The 21,128-nt window shown below is 74.2% G+C and carries 22 protein-coding genes, 2 tRNA genes and 1 other RNA gene; 18 read left to right on the forward strand and 7 right to left on the reverse strand.

Annotated elements, in window-relative coordinates; genetic code table 11:
- Positions 1 to 82 precede the first annotated feature (82 nt).
- Together ABD160_RS14375 and ABD160_RS14380 are read left to right on the forward strand one after the other, a co-directional pair.
- Positions 83 to 159, forward strand: a tRNA-Met gene (locus tag ABD160_RS14375).
- 196 nt (positions 160 to 355) lie between these two features.
- A tRNA-Met gene (locus ABD160_RS14380) sits at positions 356 to 432 on the forward strand.
- A gap of 42 nt (positions 433 to 474) precedes the next feature.
- Here the strand turns inward: ABD160_RS14380 and ABD160_RS14385 are convergent.
- Positions 475 to 1,080: a class I SAM-dependent methyltransferase gene (locus tag ABD160_RS14385; protein WP_344022493.1), complete on the reverse strand. Its 606-nt coding sequence runs from the start codon at positions 1,078 to 1,080 to the stop codon at positions 475 to 477.
- A gap of 44 nt (positions 1,081 to 1,124) precedes the next feature.
- Between ABD160_RS14385 and ABD160_RS14390 the strand changes: the two genes are divergently transcribed.
- Positions 1,125 to 1,349: an RNA-binding S4 domain-containing protein gene (locus ABD160_RS14390; RefSeq protein ID WP_344022495.1), complete on the forward strand. Its 225-nt coding sequence runs from the start codon at positions 1,125 to 1,127 to the stop codon at positions 1,347 to 1,349.
- Positions 1,350 to 1,353: 4 nt separating this feature from the next.
- On the opposite strand, the gene ABD160_RS14395 is transcribed toward ABD160_RS14390, so the two are convergent.
- Both ABD160_RS14395 and ABD160_RS14400 read right to left on the reverse strand, forming a co-directional pair.
- The gene (locus ABD160_RS14395; RefSeq protein WP_344022497.1) at positions 1,354 to 3,417 is read right to left on the reverse strand and encodes an acyltransferase family protein; all 2,064 of its coding nucleotides are present in this window, start codon (positions 3,415 to 3,417) and stop codon (positions 1,354 to 1,356) included.
- A gap of 144 nt (positions 3,418 to 3,561) precedes the next feature.
- Complete coding sequence (locus ABD160_RS14400; RefSeq protein ID WP_344022499.1) at positions 3,562 to 4,371, reverse strand: transglycosylase SLT domain-containing protein; 810 nt, start codon at positions 4,369 to 4,371, stop codon at positions 3,562 to 3,564.
- A 429-nt stretch (positions 4,372 to 4,800) separates the two neighbouring features.
- Between ABD160_RS14400 and soxR the strand changes: the two genes are divergently transcribed.
- Positions 4,801 to 5,271 (forward strand): redox-sensitive transcriptional activator SoxR, encoded by a 471-nt coding sequence (soxR, locus tag ABD160_RS14405; protein ID WP_344022810.1) that lies wholly within the window; start codon positions 4,801 to 4,803, stop codon positions 5,269 to 5,271.
- Between the two features lie 54 nt (positions 5,272 to 5,325).
- On the forward strand, positions 5,326 to 6,084 hold the full coding sequence (locus ABD160_RS14410) for a tyrosine-protein phosphatase (protein WP_344022501.1): 759 nt from the start codon (positions 5,326 to 5,328) through the stop codon (positions 6,082 to 6,084).
- Between the two features lie 9 nt (positions 6,085 to 6,093).
- On the opposite strand, the gene ABD160_RS14415 is transcribed toward ABD160_RS14410, so the two are convergent.
- The 3 genes from ABD160_RS14415 to ABD160_RS14425 form a co-directional block, all read right to left on the reverse strand.
- Entirely contained in the window at positions 6,094 to 7,065 is a 972-nt protein-coding gene (locus ABD160_RS14415; RefSeq protein ID WP_344022503.1) for a zinc-binding dehydrogenase, read from the reverse strand.
- 68 nt (positions 7,066 to 7,133) lie between these two features.
- Entirely contained in the window at positions 7,134 to 7,460 is a 327-nt protein-coding gene (locus tag ABD160_RS14420; RefSeq protein WP_344022505.1) for a hypothetical protein, read from the reverse strand.
- Positions 7,461 to 7,534: 74 nt separating this feature from the next.
- Positions 7,535 to 7,777: a ribbon-helix-helix domain-containing protein gene (locus ABD160_RS14425; protein WP_344022507.1), complete on the reverse strand. Its 243-nt coding sequence runs from the start codon at positions 7,775 to 7,777 to the stop codon at positions 7,535 to 7,537.
- Positions 7,778 to 7,901: 124 nt separating this feature from the next.
- Between ABD160_RS14425 and ABD160_RS14430 the strand changes: the two genes are divergently transcribed.
- The 12 genes from ABD160_RS14430 (at position 7,902) to ABD160_RS14485 (ending at position 18,048) form a co-directional block, all read left to right on the forward strand.
- Positions 7,902 to 9,101, forward strand: a complete 1,200-nt coding sequence (locus tag ABD160_RS14430) for an acyl-CoA dehydrogenase family protein (RefSeq protein WP_344022509.1) — start codon at positions 7,902 to 7,904, stop codon at positions 9,099 to 9,101.
- A gap of 10 nt (positions 9,102 to 9,111) precedes the next feature.
- Positions 9,112 to 10,194 (forward strand): acyl-CoA dehydrogenase family protein, encoded by a 1,083-nt coding sequence (locus ABD160_RS14435; RefSeq protein WP_344022511.1) that lies wholly within the window; start codon positions 9,112 to 9,114, stop codon positions 10,192 to 10,194.
- Positions 10,195 to 10,365: 171 nt separating this feature from the next.
- Positions 10,366 to 10,875, forward strand: coding sequence for a PadR family transcriptional regulator (locus ABD160_RS14440; RefSeq protein WP_344022513.1), 510 nt, complete (start codon positions 10,366 to 10,368; stop codon positions 10,873 to 10,875).
- 32 nt (positions 10,876 to 10,907) lie between these two features.
- Positions 10,908 to 12,014 (forward strand): peptide chain release factor 2, encoded by a 1,107-nt coding sequence (gene prfB, locus ABD160_RS14445; protein WP_344022515.1) that lies wholly within the window; start codon positions 10,908 to 10,910, stop codon positions 12,012 to 12,014.
- A complete protein-coding gene (locus ABD160_RS14450; protein WP_344022517.1) occupies positions 12,011 to 12,727 on the forward strand; it encodes a LolA-like protein in 717 nt (238 codons plus the stop codon). Before prfB ends, ABD160_RS14450 begins: the two co-directional genes overlap by 4 nt.
- A gap of 54 nt (positions 12,728 to 12,781) precedes the next feature.
- Complete coding sequence (ftsE, locus tag ABD160_RS14455) at positions 12,782 to 13,471, forward strand: cell division ATP-binding protein FtsE (protein WP_344022519.1); 690 nt, start codon at positions 12,782 to 12,784, stop codon at positions 13,469 to 13,471.
- Positions 13,471 to 14,373, forward strand: coding sequence for a permease-like cell division protein FtsX (ftsX, locus tag ABD160_RS14460; RefSeq protein ID WP_344022521.1), 903 nt, complete (start codon positions 13,471 to 13,473; stop codon positions 14,371 to 14,373). The genes ftsE and ftsX overlap by 1 nt, the downstream gene beginning before the upstream one ends.
- Positions 14,374 to 14,401: 28 nt before the next feature.
- Complete coding sequence (smpB, locus tag ABD160_RS14465; RefSeq protein WP_344022523.1) at positions 14,402 to 14,887, forward strand: SsrA-binding protein SmpB; 486 nt, start codon at positions 14,402 to 14,404, stop codon at positions 14,885 to 14,887.
- Positions 14,888 to 15,010: 123 nt separating this feature from the next.
- Positions 15,011 to 15,967, forward strand: coding sequence for an amidohydrolase family protein (locus ABD160_RS14470; RefSeq protein ID WP_425563616.1), 957 nt, complete (start codon positions 15,011 to 15,013; stop codon positions 15,965 to 15,967).
- Positions 15,964 to 17,220: a saccharopine dehydrogenase family protein gene (locus ABD160_RS14475; protein WP_344022527.1), complete on the forward strand. Its 1,257-nt coding sequence runs from the start codon at positions 15,964 to 15,966 to the stop codon at positions 17,218 to 17,220. The genes ABD160_RS14470 and ABD160_RS14475 overlap by 4 nt, the downstream gene beginning before the upstream one ends.
- Positions 17,221 to 17,385: 165 nt before the next feature.
- Positions 17,386 to 17,770: a transfer-messenger RNA gene (gene ssrA, locus ABD160_RS14480) on the forward strand.
- Between the two features lie 86 nt (positions 17,771 to 17,856).
- The gene (locus tag ABD160_RS14485) at positions 17,857 to 18,048 is read left to right on the forward strand and encodes a ferredoxin (protein ID WP_344022529.1); all 192 of its coding nucleotides are present in this window, start codon (positions 17,857 to 17,859) and stop codon (positions 18,046 to 18,048) included.
- Positions 18,049 to 18,308: 260 nt separating this feature from the next.
- On the opposite strand, the gene ABD160_RS14490 is transcribed toward ABD160_RS14485, so the two are convergent.
- On the reverse strand, positions 18,309 to 19,037 hold the full coding sequence (locus ABD160_RS14490; protein WP_344022531.1) for a VIT1/CCC1 transporter family protein: 729 nt from the start codon (positions 19,035 to 19,037) through the stop codon (positions 18,309 to 18,311).
- A 501-nt stretch (positions 19,038 to 19,538) separates the two neighbouring features.
- On the opposite strand from ABD160_RS14490, the gene ABD160_RS14495 reads away from it, so the two are divergent.
- Positions 19,539 to 21,065, forward strand: coding sequence for a cryptochrome/photolyase family protein (locus tag ABD160_RS14495; RefSeq protein WP_344022533.1), 1,527 nt, complete (start codon positions 19,539 to 19,541; stop codon positions 21,063 to 21,065).
- The last annotated feature ends 63 nt before the right edge of the window (positions 21,066 to 21,128 follow it).

The raw sequence follows: 21,128 nt of genomic DNA on the forward strand, positions 1-21,128 counted from the left end.
GCCCGCGGTGTACGGTGGGGACACAACACAGACGGAGCCACGGGGTCGAGGCCACACGGTCGACACGGCCGGTTCCGTTCGGCGCGGGGTGGAGCAGCTCGGTAGCTCGCTGGGCTCATAACCCAGAGGTCGCAGGTTCGAATCCTGCCCCCGCTACCACCACACGACGGCCCCCGGGATCTCCCGGGGGCCGTCGTCGTGTGCGGGTCGGATGCGCTCGGGCGCAACGGATCCGGTGCACGCGTGGGCCGGCGCCGGGAACCGACCCCCCTGTGCGGGCGCCGGGAGCGGCGAGGTACTGTGGGGACACAACACAGACGGAGCCACAGAGGTCGAAACGACCGGTTCCGGACGGCGCGGGGTGGAGCAGCTCGGTAGCTCGCTGGGCTCATAACCCAGAGGTCGTAGGTTCGAATCCTACCCCCGCTACCACGATACGAAGGCCCCCGGAGAGATCCGGGGGCCTTCGTCGTCTCACGGCTCGCGCGGCGCGACCTCCAGCACCCGGTAGCCCTTCTCGGAGACCAGCCGGACCGTCGGGAACCCCTGCTCGTGCTCCAGCCAGCGCTGCAGCGAGTCCGATCCCAGGTTCTTCGCCACGACCAGCCAGGCCCGCCCGTCCGGCATCAGCCGGGGCAGCCAGCGCAGCAGCAGCGCGTGCAGGGCCGGCTTCCCGGACCGGATCGGCGGGTTCGAGTAGATCCCGGCGAACGACAGGTCGGCGGGCACCTCGTCCGGCAGGCAGGCCGTCACGTTGCCCAGCCCGGCGCGCTGTGCGTTCGCCCGGGTGAGGCCCAGCGCCCGCTCGTTGAGGTCCACCGCCCACACCGGCAGCCGCCTGCGGCGCGCGGCGAGGGTGAGCGCGATCGGGCCGTAGCCGCAACCGACGTCCAGCATCGGCCCGCGGACCGGTGGCATCGGCGCCGCGTCCAGCAGCACCCGGGTGCCCCGGTCGATCCGGCCGCCGGAGAACACGCCGGTGTCGGTCGCGAGGGTCAGGTCCACGCCGTCGGCGTGCAGCCGGACCTCGCCCGGCCGGCTCGCGACCGACGGCGTGGCCGTGAAGTAGTGGTCTGCCACGCCGGTCGATGCTACGGACCCGGGGACCGGCCAGAATGGGGGCCATGACGCCCCCGAGCAGCCCGGCCGACGTCCCGATCCGCGACGAGCCGATCCGGATCGGCCAGTTCCTCAAGCTGGCGAACCTCGCCGAGGACGGCGGGCACGCCCGCGAGCTGCTCGAGTCCGGCCTGGTGACGGTGAACGGCGAGCCGGAGTACCGGCGCGGCGCTCAGCTGCGCCGCGGCGACGTGGTCGCCGTCGACGGCCGGAGCGTGCGCCCGGTGTGAGCCCTCACCAGCCGAGCCGGTGGGTGAAGTGCTCGTCGAACAGCGGGGCCATGCTCTCGGCGTAGGTCGCGGTCAGGTGGTTGTCGTCCATGTAGACGAGCACGTTCCCGATCTCGCTGGGGCAGAAGTCCGGCTCGCAGATCGCCGGGGCGGTGTCGACGAACGAGACGTTCGGCGGGACGTCCGGGAGCAGCGCGTACGGCGGCAGCGGGGCGTAGACGTCCTCGCGGGGCATCCCGCACGCCTCCGCGTGCCTGCCCTCCCGGCCGACGCACTCCGGCACGAAGAACGGCGGCCGCGGGTTGTCCCGGACGGCCACCACGGCCACGCCGGCGTCGTCCATCTTCTTCCAGGCGTCCACGAAGCCCTGCGGGGTGACCTCGGTCAGGCCGGGCCGGACCTCGCGGGTGGCGAGCGTGACGACGGCGTCCGGCTGCTGCTCGGCCAGCTCCTCGGCCACCTCGGCGTTCCACTCGGCGCAGCCGTTCTCGGCCCACTCGGACTCGGCGGTCGTCGAGAACGGGCAGGCGCCGCGGAACATGCCGATGATCTCCCAGTTCCGCTCGGCGGCGACCGGCATCAGCGACGCGACGTACTGCTGGGCGTGCGAGTCGCCGACCACCGCGATCCGCCGCTCGGCCGGTTCCGGGCCGGGCGCCGGGATGGTGCACAGGTGCACCTCGGGCCGTTCGATCGGGTCGCACAGCCAGGTCCCGCGCCGGTAGCTCCAGTCGTCACCGGCCTGCACCAGGGACGGCGCGAGGGCGACCTCCGAGCCCGGCTCCTCGCCGAGCCCGGCGTACTGCACCCCGGCGGTCAGCGCGGCCGCCCCGGGGTGGGTCGGCGACCCGATGTCGACCTCGACCGACGAGCGGGCGGCGGCCACCCCGTACCAGGCGCCGGCACCGAGCAGGACGACCAGCGCGAGCGCGCCGCCGGTGCGCAGCGCCCGCCGCACGTCCAGCGCCGCGATCGGCTGCTCGACGAACCGGTGGGTGAGCCAGGCCAGCACGAACGACGCGGCGATCACCGCGGTGCCCGCGGCCGCGCCGAGCCGGTCGGCGCCGGTGTACACCAGCGTCAGCACCAGGATCGGCCAGTGCCACAGGTACAGCGGGAACGAGATGTCGCCGATCCGGCGCAGCACCGGGCCGGACAGCAGCCGGTCCACACCCAGCGGGTGCCCCGAGCGCCCGGCGACGAGCACCATCGCCGCGGCGAGCGTCGGCCACAGCGCGGCCCAGCCGGGGAACGCCCGGTCCACCTGCAGCAGCACGCCGCAGGACACCAGCGCGACGACGCCGAACCAGCCGAGCGCGGCCCGCGCGGGCGGGGTGAGCTCCGGCCGGTCCTCGATCCGGGAGATCCACAGCGCGAGCAGGCCGCCGAGCGCGAACTCCCAGAGCCGGGTCAGCGAGTGGAAGTAGGCGAGCGGCTGGTTGACCAGCGTCAGGTACACCGAGTACGCCAGCGACGCCCCGCCGACGACGACCAGCGTGCCGGTCAGCCGGGCGTGCAGGTCGGCGCCGTCCCGCCGGGCGGCGACCGCGACACCGGCCACCAGCAGCGGCGCGACGAGGTAGAACTGGCCCTGGATGGACAGCGACCAGAAGTGCTGCACCATGCTCGCCGCGTTGTTCATCGCGGCGTAGTCGACGGCGTTGTTCGCCAGCTCCCAGTTCTGCACGAACAGCAGCGACGCGACGGTCTCCCGGACCGTGGGCAGCCACCGGCTCTCCGGGAGCAGGAACGCGCCGGCCGCGATCCCGGTGCCCAGCACCACGGTGATGGCGGGGAGCAGCCGGGACAGCTGCCGCCGCCAGGTCGCGAGCAGGTCGATCCCGCCGCGGCCGGCCGCGCGGTACAGCCCGCCGACGATGAGGAATCCGGTGATCAGGAAGAAGACGTCCACGCCGCCGGAGACGCGATCGAACCAGATGTGGTAGACGACGACCAGGAGGACCGCGAGTGCGCGCAGTCCCTGGAGCTCGGGCCGGAACCGGGACCTCGAACCGTCGCCGCTCGTGGCGGCGCCGGTGCAGGCGTGCGCTCCACCGGGGGAGGTCACGAGCGGGGAGCTCCTCTCGGCCACGGACGTTAAAGCAGATATTACTTTCCACAACGGGAAAGGCGGCCGGCAGGTTCCCCCTGCCGACCGCCGTCACAGTCGTGGCCCGGAACGACACGCCACCCCGATGGGGTGAACCGCCGGTCAGTAGCCGATGTACCCGCCGTTCGCGCCGGTCCGGCCGCCCGCCGCGAGGGTGTCGATGCCGTACCGGTCGATCATGTACCGGACACCGGCGGTGATGTTCGCGATCGGGTGGGTGATGTCCTCGTGCGCGAAGTCCGGGTGCACGTACGCCGCGAACGTCGACGGGATGACCTGCATCAGGCCCTCCGAGGGGGTGCCGCGCAGGGCGTTGGAGTCCCAGTTGTTGATCGCGTTGGGATCGCCGTTGGACTCCTTCATGATGATCCGCTTGAGCCCGGTCGCGTAGGACTGCGACAGGCCCATGTGGTCGAGCGCCTCGGCGATCCAGGCGTCCACGCCGCCCTGCGCGATCAGCTCCTGGAGCCGGGCCTGCTCGGCCTCGCGCTGGGCCTGTGCCTCGGCCGCCCGGCGGTGCTCCTCGGCGATCCGGTCGGCGATCTCGCGGGCCTTGCCCATCGAGGCGATGTCGCCGTCGTCGGCCGGGGCGGCCGCCTGCAGCGCACCGGTGGCGGCACCGGAGTGCTCGAACGAGACCGGGCTGAAGTACCCGGACGGGCTGCCGTCGGAGGTCGCCGTCGCGGACGGGATCGTCGCCGAGTACGCGGCGAGGGTCGTCGCGGTGGTCGACTCCTCGGCCTCGGCCTCGGTGGCCGTCCCGTCCAGCGTGGTCGGGACGATCGTGGCGAACGCGCCGGAGGCGAGCACGCCGAAGGCGGCGCCGGTGGCCGCTGTCGCGGTCCCGGCACGGCGGGCCGCGTGTGCGGCCCCGGGGGAGCGGACGGTGCGGGCACCGGGTGTTGCTGTCACTGCGGGATGGGTCGCCACGGGTCGGGGGAACACGCGGCGGCCACCGGGGGAGCGGTGTCCTGGCAAGGGTTGCCCTTTCACGATCAACGGACGGCACCGAGCACCGAGCGGCCGGGTCGGGGGTCCCGGGCGAGCCGGTCGGGGATTCCGGCTCCTGGCCCGCTCGTGATCGGACCGTGATGACTTGCGGATCACCGTAGAGGGGTCCGCCCGGCAGGTCCAGCCCCGGGGGTGTCGGTCGCCGCGCCGCAGGCACCGCTCACCGAGAAATCGATCTTGAGGGCGGCTGCGGGGCAACCCGGCGGACGGCCGGTCCGCACCGACGGGCGGATGTCGCCGCAGGTGGCCGGAGCGCGACGAACGGCATGATGGTGAACTGAGCTTCAGGATCGGACCGGGAGCCGGACGGTGTCGGAGGGGGTGGAGGAGATGGAGTCGGGCGATCTCCTGACGATCGGCGAGATCGTCGAGCGGAGCGGCTTCCCGCACTCGGCGCTGCGCTACTACGAGCGGGAGGGGCTGATCTCGGCGAGCCGCACCTCGGGCGGGCAGCGCCGGTACCGCCGCAGCGTGCTGCGCAGGCTGGCGTTCGTCCGGGCGGCCCGCTCGCTCGGCATCGGGCTGGACGAGGTGCGGGCCGCGCTGGACTCGCTGCCCGCCGAGCGCACGCCGACCCGCGCCGACTGGTCGCGGCTGTCGAAGGCCTGGCGGGGCAGGCTGGACGAGCAGATCGAGGCGCTGACCGCGCTGCGCGACGGCCTGGACGGCTGCATCGGCTGCGGCTGCCTGTCCATGACGACCTGCCGGCTGGTCAATCCCGACGACGCGGCGGCCGTCCAGGGCGACGGCGCGCGCCGGCTGCCGCCCGCGCTGCGCAGGCCGCCGGTGCACGGACGGTGAGCCCGGTCGCCGGGGCCTCCCGCGGGCGCGTCCGGCTGCCTAGGCTCGGTGACCGTGACGGATCTGGTGCCGGACCGCTGGCTGACCTTCGACGGCCTCGCCAACGCCCGTGACGTCGGCGGCCTCCCGCTGGCGGGCGGTGGCCGGGTGCGGCCGGGCGTGCTGCTGCGGACCGAGTCCCTGGAGGGGCTCAGTCCGGCCGACGTCGCCCGGCTGACCGGCGAGCTCGGCGTCGTGCAGGTGCTGGACCTGCGCAAGGACGAGGAGCTGCTGATCAGCGGGGCGGGCGCGCTGGCCGGTGCCGGCGTCACCGTGCACCGGCTCAGCTTCATCCCGGACGCCGGGCGCGGCCTGCCCGAGATCGGTGACGACGCCGATCCGATGGTCGGTCACTACCTGGCCTACCTCGGCGACCGGGGCGCGAACGTGGTGACCGGCGTCCGCCGGATCGCCGAGCGGGAGACCGGCGCGACCGTGGTGCACTGCGCGGCCGGGAAGGACCGGACCGGCGTGCTCGTCGCGCTGGTGTGCTCGGCGGTCGGCGTCCCGCGGGAGGAGGTGGTCGCCGACTACGCGCTCTCGGCGACCCGGATCGACGCGCTGTTCCGGCGCTGGACGACCGCCGCCGGGCAGCCGATGCCGGCCCCCGAGGAGATCGACCGGCACCGGCCGCGGGCCGAGGTGATGCAGACCTTCCTGCAGTTGCTCGACGAGCGGTACGACGGCCCCGTCGGCTGGCTGCACGAGCACGGCCTGACCGAGGGCGAGCTGGCCACGCTCCGTTCCCGCCTTCGTGACGAGAACGCTGTCTGAGCTGCCGGTTCAGGGCACCAGCACGACCTTCCCCCGGGTCCGCCGGGCCTCCAGGTCGGCGTGCGCGCGGGCCGCGTCGGCCAGCCGGTAGCGGCTCACCACCGGTGACCACCGGCCGTCGGCGAGCCGGGCGAGCGCCCGCTCCTCGAGCCGGCGCAGTCCCAGGGCGAGGACCGGCGGCCCGAGCGCCACGGTCACGGTGAGCGCCCGCTCCCACAGCTCGTCGGCCCGGAACGGCGTCGGGGTGCCCGCCGACCAGCCGTGCAGCAGCACCCGGCCGCCGGGGGCCAGCAGCTCGAACGCGCCGCGGCCGGCGTCGCCGCCGACGCCGTCGAACACCAGATCGACGCCGCGGCCCCCGGTGTGCCCGCGGGCGGCGCCGGTCCAGCCGGGCCGGTCGTAGGCCAGCGGGACCACCCCGTCCGGCAGCGGTCCGTTCAGCCGGCCGGAGCCGGCCGCGGCGAGCACCGTCACGCCGTCGGCGGCCAGCGCCTGCACCAGCAGCGTCCCGATCCCGCCGGCCGCGGAGGTCACCAGCGCGGTCTCCCCGGCCCGCGGCCGGGCCAGCTCCAGCAGGCCCTCGGTCATCCGCCCGGTGCCGAGCACGGCCACCGCCGCCGCGGCGTCGACACCGGCCGGCAGCCGGTGCAGGTCGCCGGCCGCGGCGACCGCGACCGCGGCGTACCCGCCGGACCCGCCCGGGCCGAGATGGCTGCTGACCCGGGCGCCGAGCAGGCCCGGATCGACGCCCGGCCCGATCGCGTCGACGACGCCGGCGACCTCCCGGCCGGGGACGGTGGGCAGGGCGGGCGCCGGGAACGGTCCCCGGTCGCCACCGGCACGCAGCGTGGTGTCCACCAGGTGCACCCCGGCCGCCTCGACCCGGATGCGCACCCGGTCCGGGCCGGGCTCGGGATCGGGGACCTCGCGCGGGACGAGGACCTCGGGTCCTCCGTGGTCGTGCTGGACGATGGCGAGCATGCGGACCTCCGGCCGTCGCGGGCTGACCGGAGGAGCGTGCGACCTGAAGCCGACGTCAGGTCAAGGGATCAGGGCAGTTCCTCGATCGGGACCAGCGGGTCCAGCTTGCGCAGGGTCCCCGGGTCGCCGGTGACCGCGGGCCAGCCGCGCCGGCGGGCGGCCGAGACGACCTGGCCGGTGGCGATGTCGTCCAGCCCCTGGGAGGCGAGCAGCAGGCCGGCCTCCTGCGCGCTCTCCGGGGAGAGGTCGTGGATCACCGTGTTCGGCAGGCCGAGCAGGACCTGCAGCGCCGCGTGGTGCTCGGCGTCGACCATCGACCAGGCGCGGCCGAGGGCGGTGCTGGGCACCGCGAGCACGATGCCCTCCTCGACGGCGGCCCAGACGAGGGCCCGCATGTAGACGGGGCGACCGGTCGCGAAGGCCGCCAGAGCCGAGGCATCGAGAACTCGTCCGCCGATCATCGCGCGGCTCAGCCGACGGCCACGGGCGGGATCGGGCGCAGCGAACGCCGCGCCGCATCCAGCTCATCGGCCGGCGGCGGGCCGCCGTAGAGGCTCGCCAGTGTGGCCAGGGACCGGTCCCGGTCCTGCCGGGCCTGGACCGCCTCCGCCACGTAGGCGGACAGGCTCGCTGCTGATCCGCGGGACACCGCGTCCCGCGCTTCCGCTACCAGCTCGGCCGGCAGCGTGACCGTCACCCGCTCGCTGCGCATACCGGAATGGTACTCGCTGCATACCGGACCGGCCATGGCGGCACGCCGGGGTGGCAGGTTACCGGCGGGTATGCAAGATTGCGGCGAGGGACAGCGGCGACTCAACGCAGAACGGGTGCGACACATGGACCTGACCTTCACCCCCGCCGAGGAGGAGTTCCGCAGCGAGCTGCGCTCCTGGCTCTCGGCGCACATCCCGCAGGAGTGGACCCGGCCCGGCTTCTGGGAGTCCCTCGGCGACGACGAGAGCTTCCGGCTGCGCCGCGACTGGGAGCGGGACAAGGCCGACGCGGGCTTCGCCGGGATCCAGTGGCCGACCGAGTACGGCGGCCGCGGCGGCACCCCCGGCATGAAGGCGATCTACGACGAGGAGACCGTCCGCGCGCACGCCCCGCGCACCGTCAACCCGCTCGGGCTGGCGTTCCTCGCGCCGACCGTGATGGCGATCGGCACCGACGCGCAGAAGAAGGAGATCATCGGCCCGCTGCTGCGCAACGAGGTGATCTGGTGCCAGGGCTTCTCCGAGCCGGGCGCCGGGTCCGACCTGGCGGCACTGTCGACACGGGGCGTCCGGGACGGCGACGGCAGCAGTGACGACTTCGTCGTCAACGGGCAGAAGGTCTGGACCACCAACGCCGTGCACGGCGACAAGATCTTCACCCTGGTCCGCACCGAGCCCGGATCGGCCAAGCACCGCGGCATCAGCATGCTGCTGATCGACATGGACCAGCCCGGCGTCACCGCGCGCCCGCTCAAGCAGATGAGCGGGGCCAGCGAGTTCGGCGAGGTCTTCTTCGACGACGCCCGGGTCCCGGCCACCGACTGCCTCGGCGAGATCGGCGACGGCTGGCGGACCGCGATGCTGCTGCTCTCCTTCGAGCGCGGCGCGTCCGGCATCTCCCAGTACACCGAGTTCCGCAGGCAGTACGACGAGATCGTCGCGGTCGCCCGCACCCTCGGCCGGGACACCGATCCGGTGGTCCGCAACGAGCTCGCCAGGGTGCTCACCGAGCTGGAGTGCCTGCGGCTGCACTCGATGCACGTGCTCACCCAGGTCGAGCAGGGCCGCGATCTCGGCTTCGAGGCGTCGATGACCAAGCTGCAGTGGTCGGAGACGTTCCAGGACCTCTGGGAGGTCTACGACCAGATCCTCGGCGCCGACGCCACCCTCGACACCCTGGGCGGGTGGGACGGCGGCCCGGCGACCGACCTGCGGGCGATGCACGCCCAGGCCATGTGGTCCCGTTCGGTCACCATCTGGGGCGGCTCGTCCCAGGTCCAGCGCAACGTCACCGCCGAGCGCGTGCTCGGCCTGCCGCGGTAGAGGGGTCACCGTGTACTTCGCACTCACCGACACCCAGCGCGAGTTCGACCGGGCCGTGCGCGACTACCTGGCGCAGCGGTTCGACCTGGCCGCCGTCCGCGAGGTGGTGGACGCCGGCACAGCCGGTACCGCCGGCACCGCCGGCCCTGCTGGCACAGCCGGCACCGCCGACCCTGCTGACACAGCCGGCAACCCGGCGTCGCTGTGGGCCGCCGCCGGCGAGCAGGGCTGGCTGGCCGTCACCGTCCCCGAGGAGCACGACGGTCTCGGGCTCGGCCTGGTCGAGGCCCAGGTGATCGCCCGGGCGCTCGGCGCCGGGGTGGCGCCCGGGCCGTGGCGGGGCACCGTGCTCGCCGCCGAGGCGATCCGGCTGGCCGGCTCCGACGAGCAGCGCGCGGCCTGGTTGCCGCGGCTGGCGGCCGGGGAGGCGGTCGGGGCGTTCGCGTCCCGCGGCTCCGCCGCCGGCGGCCTGCCCGCCGTCGAGTACGGCGCGATCGCCGACGTCGTGGTCGCCCCCGCCGAGGACGGCGTGCCCGGCCTGGTGCTCCTCACCGGCGCCTCGGCCACACCGGTCGGCTCCTACGACGGCACCACCCGGCTGGCCACCCTGACCGGCGGCCGCACCGAGCCGCTGCCGGGGGCCGGCATCGACGTCGCCCGCGACCTGGCGGACCGGGCGACCGTGCTGGTGGCCGCCGACCTGGTCGGCGTCGCGCGCGAGGCGCTGGACCGGACCGTCGCCTACGACCGGGAGCGCGAACAGTTCGGCGTGCCGGTCGGCTCCTTCCAGGCGATCAAGCACGCGCTGGCCGACCTGCACGTCGGTGTGACGATGGCCGAGCACGCCGCGCTGTACGCCTCGTACGCGGTGCAGGAGGGGCTCGACGGTGCCGATCTCGCCGTCGCCGTCGCGAAGGCCAAGGCCAACGACGTCGCGCTGCAGGCGACCGCGGCGATGATCCAGTACCACGGCGGGATCGGCTACACCTGGGAGCACGAGGCGCACTTCTTCTACAAGCGCGCCCGCCGGCTGGCCGGGCAGTGGGGCGATCTCGCGGTCACCCGCGAGCGGATCGCGGCGCTCACGATCTGACGCCGCCGGCACCCGGCCCGTCGACAGTGGACCGGGTTCGGCGGTTCGCGCCCGGTGTCCGAAATCGACCCCGGCGAACGGCGGCACCGGCTGGGCCGGAGGGACCGCCGCCCCCGGATCGGGTGCAACGTGGACTCGCGGAGCGGCCCGGTCCGTGGGACCGTCGATGTCATGGCCCCTGTCACACCGGTCAACGCGACCGCCGCCGCACTGCTCGGACTGCTGCACGGCGGCCCGATGACCGGCGGGCAGCTGGTCACCGCCGCCGGCGAGCGGTTCGGGCTGTTCTTCTCGGTGACCCGCAGCCAGGTCTACCGGGAGCTGCCCGCGCTCACCGAGGAGGGACTGCTCCGGCTGGGCAAGCAGGGCCCGCGGGCGAGCCAGCAGTACGTCGTCACCGCGGCGGGCAAGCGGGCGTTCAAGGCGTGGCTGGCCGCCGGCGGCGACGCCGACGCGGTCCGCAGCCCGCTGGTGCTGCGGCTGCTGCACGCCGGGTCGCTCACCGTGAAGCAGCGCACCGAGCTGCTGCGCGCCGCCCGCGAGGCCTACACCGAGCGGCTCGCCGAGGCGCGCGCCGCCGCGAAGGCCACCACCGACCCGTACGGCAGGCCGGTCGCGGACTTCGCGGTCGCCCACACCCGCGCGATGATCAAGCTGATCGACGCGGTGCCCGAGGACTGAGCGGCCCCGCACGCCGCGTACCCTCGGTCGGCGTGAACCCCGACGTCCAGGCCGACCTGAAGGACCTCGACACCACGCTGTCCAGCATCGAGGCCGTCGCCGACGTGCCCGCGCTCCGGCAGGAGATCGAGGAGCTGTCCGAGCAGGCGGGCCGGCCGGACCTCTGGGACGACGTCGACGCCGCCCAGAAGATCACCAGTCGGCTCGCGCACGCCCAGGGCGAGCTGCGCAGGCTCGACGACCTGCGCCGCAGGCTCGACGACCTCCCGGTGCTCTACGAGCTCGCCGAGGACGAGGGCGACGCCGCCGCGATCGCCGACGCCGACGCCGACCGGGCCCGGCTGCGGTCCGAGATCGCCTCGCTGGAGGTCCGGACCCTGCTGTCCGGCGAGTACGACCAGCGCGAGGCGCTGGTGACCATCCGCGCCGAGGCCGGCGGGGTGGACGCCGCCGACTTCGCCGAGATGCTGCTCCGCATGTACCTGCGCTGGGCCGAGCGGCACGGCTACGGCACCGACGTCTACGACACCTCCTACGCCGAGGAGGCCGGCATCAAGTCGGCCACCTTCGCGGTGCACACGCCGTACGCGTTCGGCACGCTCTCGGTCGAGGCGGGCACCCACCGGCTGGTCCGGATCTCGCCGTTCGACAACCAGGGCCGCCGGCAGACCTCGTTCGCCGGGGTCGAGGTGGCCCCGGTCGTCGAGGTCACCGACCACGTCGAGATCGACGAGAAGGACCTGCGGGTCGACGTGTTCCGCGCGTCCGGGCCGGGCGGCCAGGGCGTCAACACCACCGACTCCGCGGTCCGGCTCACCCACATCCCGACCGGGATCGTGGTGGCCTGCCAGAACGAGCGCTCGCAGCTGCAGAACAAGGCGTCGGCGATGACGGTGCTGCAGGCCAAGCTGCTGGAGCGGCGCCGGCAGGAGGAGCGCGAGCTGCGCGACTCGTTCAAGGACGCCGGCTCGTCCTGGGGCAACCAGATGCGCAACTACGTGCTGCACCCCTACCAGCTGGTGAAGGACCTGCGCACCGAGCACGAGGAGGGCAACCCCTCCCAGGTGCTCGACGGCGAGATCGACCAGTTCATCGAGGCCGGCATCCGCTGGCGCCGTCAGCAGGCCGACGCGTCGTGAGCCGCGGTTCCCGGGCGTCGCTCGCCGTCCGCTGCGCGGTGCCCGCCGTGCTGGTCCTGCTGCTCGCCGGCTGCACCGGCGGTGCCCCCGGCGCGGAGCAGGACCCGCCGCCGCCCACCCCGCAGGAGATCGTGACGGCGGCCGGGACGGCGCTCGCCGAGGCCGGGACGGCGCGGGTGGCGGTCACCCTGGACGGGCCGACCGGTCCGCTGAGCGGCGGCGGCCCGGTCCGCTTCGACCCGTTCGCCGCGGACCTGACGGTCGCGCTCGGCACCCGCGGTGCGCACGTCCGGGTGCTCGACGACGACGCCTGGCTCCGGCTCGGCGGTGCCGAGCAGTGGCAGCCGGTCTCCACCGGGCTGCTGCCGGTCGGCGCGCTGACCGGGGCGCTGCACGCCACGTCCGGCCTGCGCGAGGTCACCGAGCAGGGCCCGGCCGAGGTGGACGGCGTCCCGGCGCTGCACTACACCGGCACCGTGGACCTGGCCGCGGCCCGGGACGCCGCGCCCGGCCCGGCCGAGGCGACCCGGCTCGACGAGCTCGCCGGGCTGGTCTCGCCGCGTCCCGGGTTCGACGCCTGGCTGGGCGCCCCCGGCACCCCCGACGAGGGCCGGCTGCTGCGGCTGCAGCTGGTGCCGGCCGAGGCCGCCACCGGCGCGATCACCCTGACGTTCGCCGAGCCCGGCCTGCCGGTCGACGTCACCGCACCCTGATCCCCGCGTGTCGTCACCGCTCGTGCACAGCGGGCGGCGGTACCGTCCCGCTCCGTGATCGAGCTGCAGGACGTCACCAAGCGCTATCCGGCGTCCGGGCGTCCGGCGCTGGACCGGATCTCGCTGACCGTCGGTGCCGGTGAGTTCGCGTTCCTGATCGGGCCGTCCGGATCCGGCAAGTCGACCCTGCTGCGGTTGCTGCTGCGGGAGGACGTGCCGACCTCGGGGACCATCCGGGTCGACGGCCGCGACGTCGCGCGGCTCCCGCGGCGCAAGGTGCCCGGGCTGCGCCAGCGGATCGGCTGCGTCTTCCAGGACTTCCGGCTGCTGCCCAAGCGCACCGTGGCGGGCAACGTCGCGTTCGCGCTGGAGGTGCTGGGGCGCAGGCCCGCCGAGATCCGGGCCGCGGTCCCCGAGCTGCTGGAGATGGTCGGGCTGCAGGGCAAGGCCGAGCGGATGCCGCACGAGCTGTCCGGCGGCGAGCAGCAGCGGGTGGCGATCGCCAGGGCGTCGGTGAACCGGCCGCCGCTGCTGCTCGCCGACGAGCCCACCGGCAATCTCGACCCGGACACCAGCCGGGAGATCATGCAGGTGCTGGAGCGGATCAACCGCGGCGGGACGACGGTGCTGATGGCCACCCACGACGACTCCATCGTGGACGCGATGCGCCGCCGGGTGATCGAGCTGTCCGACGGGACGGTGCTGCGCGACGAGTCCCGCGCCGTGTACGGGGCGGGCCGGTAGTGCGCCCCGCCCTGCTCACCCGCGAGGTCTCCGCCGGCCTGCGCCGGAACGTCACGATGACCGTCGCGATGGTGCTGACCACCGCGGTCACCCTGATGTCGGTCGGGGCAGGCCTGCTCGTGCTGCGCACCATCGACGACATCTCCGCGCTCTACACCGACCGGCTGGAGATCCAGGTCGCGCTGACCGCCGACGTCTCCGGCTCCGATCCGGACTGCTCCGGCCCGACGTGCGCGTCGATCCGGTCGGCCGTCGAGACCGCGCCGGGCGTCGCCGCGGTGACGTTCGAGTCCCAGGAGGAGGCCTACACCCGGTTCCGGGAGCTGTTCGCCGGGCAGTCCGTGGCCGACGTCGCGCGGCCGCAGTCGCTGCCCGCCACCCTGCGGGTGACGCTCACCGACCAGGAGGCCGGCCCGGCCGCCGTCCGCGCCGCGGTCGCCGAACGGCCCGGGGTGCGCGGTGTGATCGACCAGCGCGACGTCGTCGGGACGCTGTTCGACTTCCTGAACGGCGTGCGGAACGTGGCGTTCGCGCTGGCCGTCGTGCAGGCGTTCGCCGCGGTGCTGCTGATCTCCAACACGGTGCAGGTGTCGGCGTTCACCCGGCGCACCGAGGTGGGGGTGATGCGCCTGGTCGGGGCCACCCGGTGGACGACGCAGCTGCCGTTCCTGGTGGAGGCCGCGATCGCCGGCGCGATCGGCGGCGCGCTCGCCGGGCTCGGGCTGGTGGCGGCCAAGTACGCGGTCGTCGACGACCTGGTCGCGGCGATCGGGCAGGCCGGGGTGATCCCGCCGGTCCGGCTGTCCGACGTGCTGCTGGTGTCGGCGCTGCTGGTGCCGGTCGGTGCCGTCGTCGCGGGCGTCACCGGGTACGTGACGCTGCGCGCTTATGTGAAGGTCTGACGTCGGTGGTCACGGGTACCCTGGCCGCATGAAGGAACAGGGCCGGAAGGTGATCGCACAGAACCGTCGGGCCCGGCACGACTACGCGATCCTGGAGGAGTTCGAGGCCGGGGTCGCGCTCAAGGGGACCGAGGTGAAGAGCCTCCGTCTGGGCCGGGCGTCGATGGTGGACGCGTTCGCCACCATCGACGACGGCGAGGTGTTCCTGCGCGGGCTGCACATCCCGGAGTACGTCCGCGGGAGCTGGACCAACCACGAGCCGCGGCGCACCCGCAAGCTGCTGCTGCACCGCGGCGAGATCGACCGGCTGATGGGCAAGACCCGCGAGGGCGGGCTCACCCTCGTCCCGCTGTCGCTCTACTTCAACGACGGCAAGGTCAAGTGCGAGCTCGCGCTCGCCCGCGGCAAGAAGGACTACGACAAGCGCCGCGATCTCGCCAAGAAGGACGCGCAGCGGGAGATCGCCCGCGCCGTCGGCCGTGCGGCGAAGGGGCGGGCGCGCAGCCTGCGCTGAGCGGCGGCGCCGATCCGGCACCGCGCCGGCGGCCCGGCCGGTCCGGCACTGCGCCGGTGGTCCGGCCGATCCGGCACCGCCGGGCCGCCGGTGGCCCGGCCGATCCCCGCGCACCGGCCTAGGGTGGACCACGTGGATCTTCCCGCGCCACCCCGCGACGACGCCGACGTCCCGCGCTGGACCGCCGAGCTGGGCCTGCCCGGCCTGGTCGACGTGCACGTGCACTTCCTGCCGGAACGCATGCTGGACAAGGTGTGGGCCTACTTCGACCAGGCCCGCACGCACTACGGCACGGATTGGCCGGTGCAGTACCGGCTGCCCGAGCAGCAGCGCTACGAGGTGCTGGAACGGCTCGGCGTGCTCGCGTTCGCGCCGCTGACCTACCCGCACAAGGCGGGCATGGGCGAGTGGCTGACCGGCTGGGCGGGCGAGTTCGCCGACGCCCACCCGCGGGCGGTCCGGACCGCGACGCTGTTCCCGGAGCCGTCGGTCACCGACTACCTGGGCCGGGCCGTCGAGGCGGGCGCCCGGATGGTCAAGGTGCACGTCCAGGTCGGCGCGTTCGACCCGCGTGATCCGCTGCTGCGCGACGCCTGGGGCCTGCTCGCCGAGGCGGGCGTCCCGGCCGTCGTGCACTGCGGGGACGGCCCGATCCCGGGGAAGCACACCGGGCTCGGGATCTTCGCCGAGGTGCTCGAGGCGCACCCGTCGCTGCGGATCGTGCTGGCGCACGCCGGCATGCCGGACTTCCGCGGGGCGCTGGAGCTGCTGGAGCGGTTCCCGAACCTGGTGCTGGACACGACGATGGTCGGCACCGCGTTCTCCGAGCGGATCGCGCCGCTGCCCGCGGACTGGCCGGCCCGGCTCGCCCGGTTCCCCGGCCGCGTCGTGCTCGGGTCCGACTTCCCCAACATCCCCTACCCGTACGCCGAGCAGCTGGCCGCGATCCACGACTGGGCCGCCGCCGAGCCGCGCCTCGGCGCGGCATTCCTGCGCTCGGTGCTCTACGACGCGCCGGCCGAGCTGCTCGGCGTCCGTGACCGGCTGCCGTCCCCGACCTCCCAGGAGCACCCGTGGTGAACCCGCAGAACGACCCGACCGGCGGCGCCGCGCCGTCGGAGCCGGTGGACATCGCGATCTACGGGGCCACCGGTTTCGTGGGCGGGCTGACCGCCCGCCATCTCGCCGAGCACGCGCCGCCCGGGCTCCGGATCGCGCTGGCCGGCCGGTCCGAGGCGAAGCTCGCCGCGACCAGGGCGGGTCTGCCGGCCGCAGCCCGGGAGTGGCCGTTGATCGTCGCCGACTCCGCGGACCGGGCGGCGACCGACCGGCTCGCCAGCGCCGCCCGCGTCGTCCTGACCACGGTCGGCCCGTACGCGAAGTACGGCAGCCGGCTCGTCGAGTCCTGCGCCCGGGCCGGCACGCACTACGCCGACCTGACCGGCGAGGTGCTGTTCGTCCGGGACACCATCGACCGCTGTCACGGCGTCGCCGAGTCCACCGGGGCCCGGATCGTGCACTCCTGCGGCTACGACTCGATCCCGTCCGATCTCGGGGTGTGGCTCGCGCACACCGCGGCGGCGGCCGACGACGCCGGCGGGCTCACCGAGGTCCGGACGGTCGCCACCATGCGCGGCGGGGTCAGCGGCGGCACCATCGACTCGCTGCGCGGGCACATCGACGCCGTGCGCGCCGATCCGGCGCAGCGGCGGCTGGCGGCCGACCCGCACACGCTCAGCCCGGACCGCTCCGCCGAGCCGACCCCGTCCCAGCCGTCCGACGCCGGACGGCCCGCGCGGCTCGACGACGGCACCTGGACCGCGCCGTTCGTGATGGCGTCGCACAACACCCGCATCGTGCGCCGCTCCAACGCGCTGCTCGGTCACGCCTACGGGGCCGGCCTGCGCTACGGCGAGCTGCAGGGCTGCGGGAAGGGCCCGGCCGGTGCGCTCGCCGCGGCCGGGATCACCGGCGGGCTCGGTGCGCTGGTCGGCGCCTTCATGGTCCCGGCGGTCCGGCCGCTGCTCGACCGGGCACTGCCCTCGCCCGGTGCGGGACCCTCGGAACGGACCCGGGAGCGTGGCTGGTTCCGGATGGACGTCCGGGCCCGGACCGAGTCCGGCCGCCGCTACCGGGTGACGGTCGCCGGACCGGGCGATCCCGGCTATGCAGCGACCGCGGTGATGCTGGGGGAGAGCGGGATCGCGCTCGCCACCGGCGGCGCTGCACTGCCCGGCCGGGCGGGGTCGCTGACCCCGGCGACCGCGATGGGGGACGTGCTCGTCGACCGGTTGCGGGCGGCCGGGCACACCTACCGGGTGGCGCCGGGGTGAGCCGGGACGGGGCCGTGCCGGCCGGTCGCCCGGTCCATCGCCGCACCCCGGCCCTGGCCGCCGCGCCCGGAGCGGAACCGGAATGATCCGCGGGGCGCGGGGCGTTATGCTGTGCGTCCGCGCGGGTACGCTCGGGCGGACACCAGGTGGACACCTACCTGACCAGGGGGTGAACGGTTTCGACTCCGATCGTTGATCGAGGTGAAGCGTGCCGAGGAAGGCGACGATGATCTCGTTAACCATGCGTCGCAAAAAAATAAGTGCCGACAACAGTCGCACTGCCCCGCAGAGCGCTTACGCGCTCGCTGCCTGATCACCAGGTAGGGGCTGTCGGGCCGGAGGCGTCCCCGCTCCGGATCCCGGCATCATTCAGGGGACTCACCCTGCGGCTCGGCCGCGGAGCCGCAGGGGACATCTCACAGCGGCTGGGATCGTCACACCGGCTTGTTCGCGTGACCGGTGGATCCGAGTAGAGACGAAGCGAACTGCGCACGGAGAAGCCCTCGTGAACCGACGGAGGACCCGGGTTCGATTCCCGGCACCTCCACCACCACTGCGGCGGCCCCGTCCCGGACCATCCGGGACGGGGCCGCCGTCTTTCCTGCGGGACGGGTGGTGCGGTGGGACCCTGGTGGCATGCATGTCTCCGTGGACAAGGATCTCTGCATCGGTGCCGGGCAGTGCGTCGTCACGGCACCGGACGTGTTCGACCAGGACGACGACGGCATCGTCGAGCTGCTGACCGAGCACCCCGCCGAGACCGACCGGGACGCGGTCAAGGAGGCCGAGCACGTCTGCCCGGCGCGGGTGATCGCCGTCGAGGACTGAGTCCGTCGGAGCCCGCGCCTCGGCCGGGCACCGGGTGTCTGGTGGCCGCGCGGGTACTCCGCGCTGCCCGGTCGCCGGGTCGCTGTCGTGTGCCGTGTTGCCGCGGTTGCCGGGGCTGTCTGCCCGGGGCTGTCATCTGCGGTGCTGCGGGTGCTGCCCGGTGCTGCGGGTGCTGCCCGGTGCTGCGGGTGCTGCGGGTGCTGCGCGGTGCTGCGCGGTGCTGCGCGGTGCTGCTGCCGGTGGTGCGCTGCTGTGCTGCGTCAGGCGATCCCGACGCCGATCAGCATGCCGACCAGGTAGGTCGCGCCGGCTGCGATGGCGCCGAACGCGAGCTGGCGCAGGGCCGCACCCCACCACGTCCGCGAGGTGAAGCGCGACGTCAGTGCCCCCGCGACGAGCAGGCCGAGACCGCCGACGGCCAGGCCGAGGGCCAGCGACGAGAAGCCGAGCAGGAACGTCACCAGCGGGATGATCCCGCCGACCACGAACGCCGCGAACGACGACGCCGCGGCCACCCACGGCGACGGCCTGCTGTCCAGGCTGACGCCCAGCTCCTGGGTGAGGTGCACCCGCAGCGCCAGCTCGGGATCGGCGTGCACCTCCCGGGCGACGGCGGCGGCCGTCTCCTCGGACAGGCCCATCTCGCGGTAGGCCCGGGCGAGCTCGTACTGCTCGGCGCGCGGGTGCCGGCTGAGCTCCCGTCGCTCGACCGACGCCTCGGCGTCGACGGCGTCGTTCTGGGTGCCGACCGACGCGAACTCGCCGAGCGCCATCGAGAAGGCCCCGGCCACGACTCCGGCCATCCCGGTCAGCACGATCAGGTCGCGGTCGGCGCCGCCGCCACCCACCCCGGCGATGAGCGCGATCGTGGTCACGAGGCCGTCCATCGCGCCGAACGTCGCCGCCCGCAGCCAGCCGCCGGACACGTCCCGGTGACCGTGGTCCTGTTGGTGCTCGGCGAGTTCAGCGGCCAGTTCCGGATCCTCCATGAGCCGTGATGATAGGCCGGTGACCTGCGCGGACAAGGTCGTGAACGGGTGGCGTCGATGGCGCGCAGGGGACCGGCTGCCTGCCCCGGCGCCGGTGCCGGTGCTCCTGCCCGGCGTCGTCATCGGCGTCCGGCCACAGCCGCGCCGGTGGGACCGTCGCCGGCAGGCCCGGCAGGCCCGGCACGCCCGGCACGTCCGGCACGCCCGGGCATGTCCGGCACGCCCGGGCATGTCCGGCCCCCAGCATCCGCGGCATCTGTGGCGCCCCGGCGTCCTCGGCATCCGTGGCGTTCCCGGTGTCCCAGGCGTCCCTGAAGTCGGCAGCGTCCCAGCGTTCTCGGCGTCCCCAGCGTCCTGCGATTCTCAGTGTCTCCGTTGTCGCCCGTCTCCGTTGTCGCCCGTCTCCGTTGTCGCCCGTCTCCGTTGTCGCCGGTGTCCGCTGTGGCATCGCCCGGGCCGGTCCGGCGCGCGGTTCCGCTCGGCCGGCTCGACACTGGATCGATGGCGAGCACCTCCCGCACCCCGGAGCGTCGGTCCGGCCCGGACGACGACCGGGCCCCGTTGTGGCTGTTCGCCGATCAGCTCGGACCCCACGTGTGGGACACCGACGAGCACGCCGGCCGGGAGATCGTCCTCGTCGAGTCGGCACGGGCGCTGGGCCGCAGGCGGCACCACCGGCAGAAGCTGCACCTCGTCCTGTCGGGGATGCGGCATCTCGCCGACGAGCTCGGCGACCGGGTGACCCTCCTGCGCACCGAGACCTACCGCGAGGCGCTGGAGCGGATCGGCAGACCCGTCGTCGTGCACCAGCCGACGTCGTTCCCGGCATCGGACATGGTGCGCCGGTTCCGGACGGAGGGCCTCGTCGCCGGGATCCGGCCGACACCGACGTTCGCCCTGTCGAAGGAGGAGTTCGACGACTGGGCCGGTGACCGGGACACCTTCCGGATGGAGGAGTTCTACCGGGCGCAGCGGGAACGGTTCGACGTGCTGGTCGACGGCGACGGTCCGGTCGGGGGAACCTGGAACCTCGACCGGGAGAACCGCGAGCCCCCGCCGAAGGGGGCGACGTCGCTCGGGGTCACGCCGCCGTGGCAGCCGTCCGAGGACGGGATCGACGAGCAGGTCAGGGCCGAGCTCGACGCGGCACCGTGGCCGATGACCGGTTCGGACGGTCCCCGGCGGTTCGCCGTGACCCATCGCGAGGCGACGACCGCGCTGCAGCACTTCGTCCGGCACCGGCTCGACCCGTTCGGCCCCTACGAGGACGCCGTGCTGGCCGGGGACTGGGCGATGGCGCACTCGCTGCTGTCGGTCCCGATGAACCTCGGCGTGCTGCACCCGCTCGACGCCGTCCGCGCCGCGGAACGTGCCTATCACGACGGCACCGCCCGGCTCGCCAGCGTCGAGGGGTTCGTCCGGCAGGTCCTGGGGTGGCGGGAGTACGTGTGGCAGCTGTACTGGCGGTTCGGCCGCGGCTACACCCGGCGCAACCAGCTGCGGGCGCGCTCGCCGCTGCCGGACTGGTGGGCCGATCTCGACGCCGACGCGGTCACCGCGAGATGCCTGTCGTCGGCACTCGCCGACGTCCGGGACCGCGGCTGGACCCACCACATCCCGCGCCTGATGATCCTCGGCAACCACGCCCTGCAGCGCGGATACCGGCCCGCGGAGCTCAACGAGTGGTTCGCGACCCGGTTCGTCGACGGTTTCGCCTGGGTCATGCCGGCCAACGTGATCGGGATGAGCCAGCACGCCGACGGGGGCCGGATGGCCACGAAGCCGTACTCCTCGGGCGGCGCCTACATCGACCGGATGACCGACTTCTGCGGTGGCTGCGCGTTCGACCCGAAGGTGCGGGTCGGGGAGAACGCCTGCCCCTACACGGCCGGCTACTGGCAGTTCGTGCACCGGCACCGTGACCTCATGGCTGCGAACAACCGGACCGCGCGGGCCGTCGCCACGATGGACCGGCTGAAGGACCTCGACGACCTGCTGGAACAGGAGTCCGCCCGCGAGCAGTACTGAGCCCCGGAGGCGAGGTCGGTCGCACGGGGAGCGCCGGTCCGGACGTCCGGTCGCGCATGGCCC

This window comes from Pseudonocardia kongjuensis, from assembly GCF_039526905.1.
Lineage (GTDB): Bacteria > Actinomycetota > Actinomycetes > Mycobacteriales > Pseudonocardiaceae > Pseudonocardia > Pseudonocardia kongjuensis.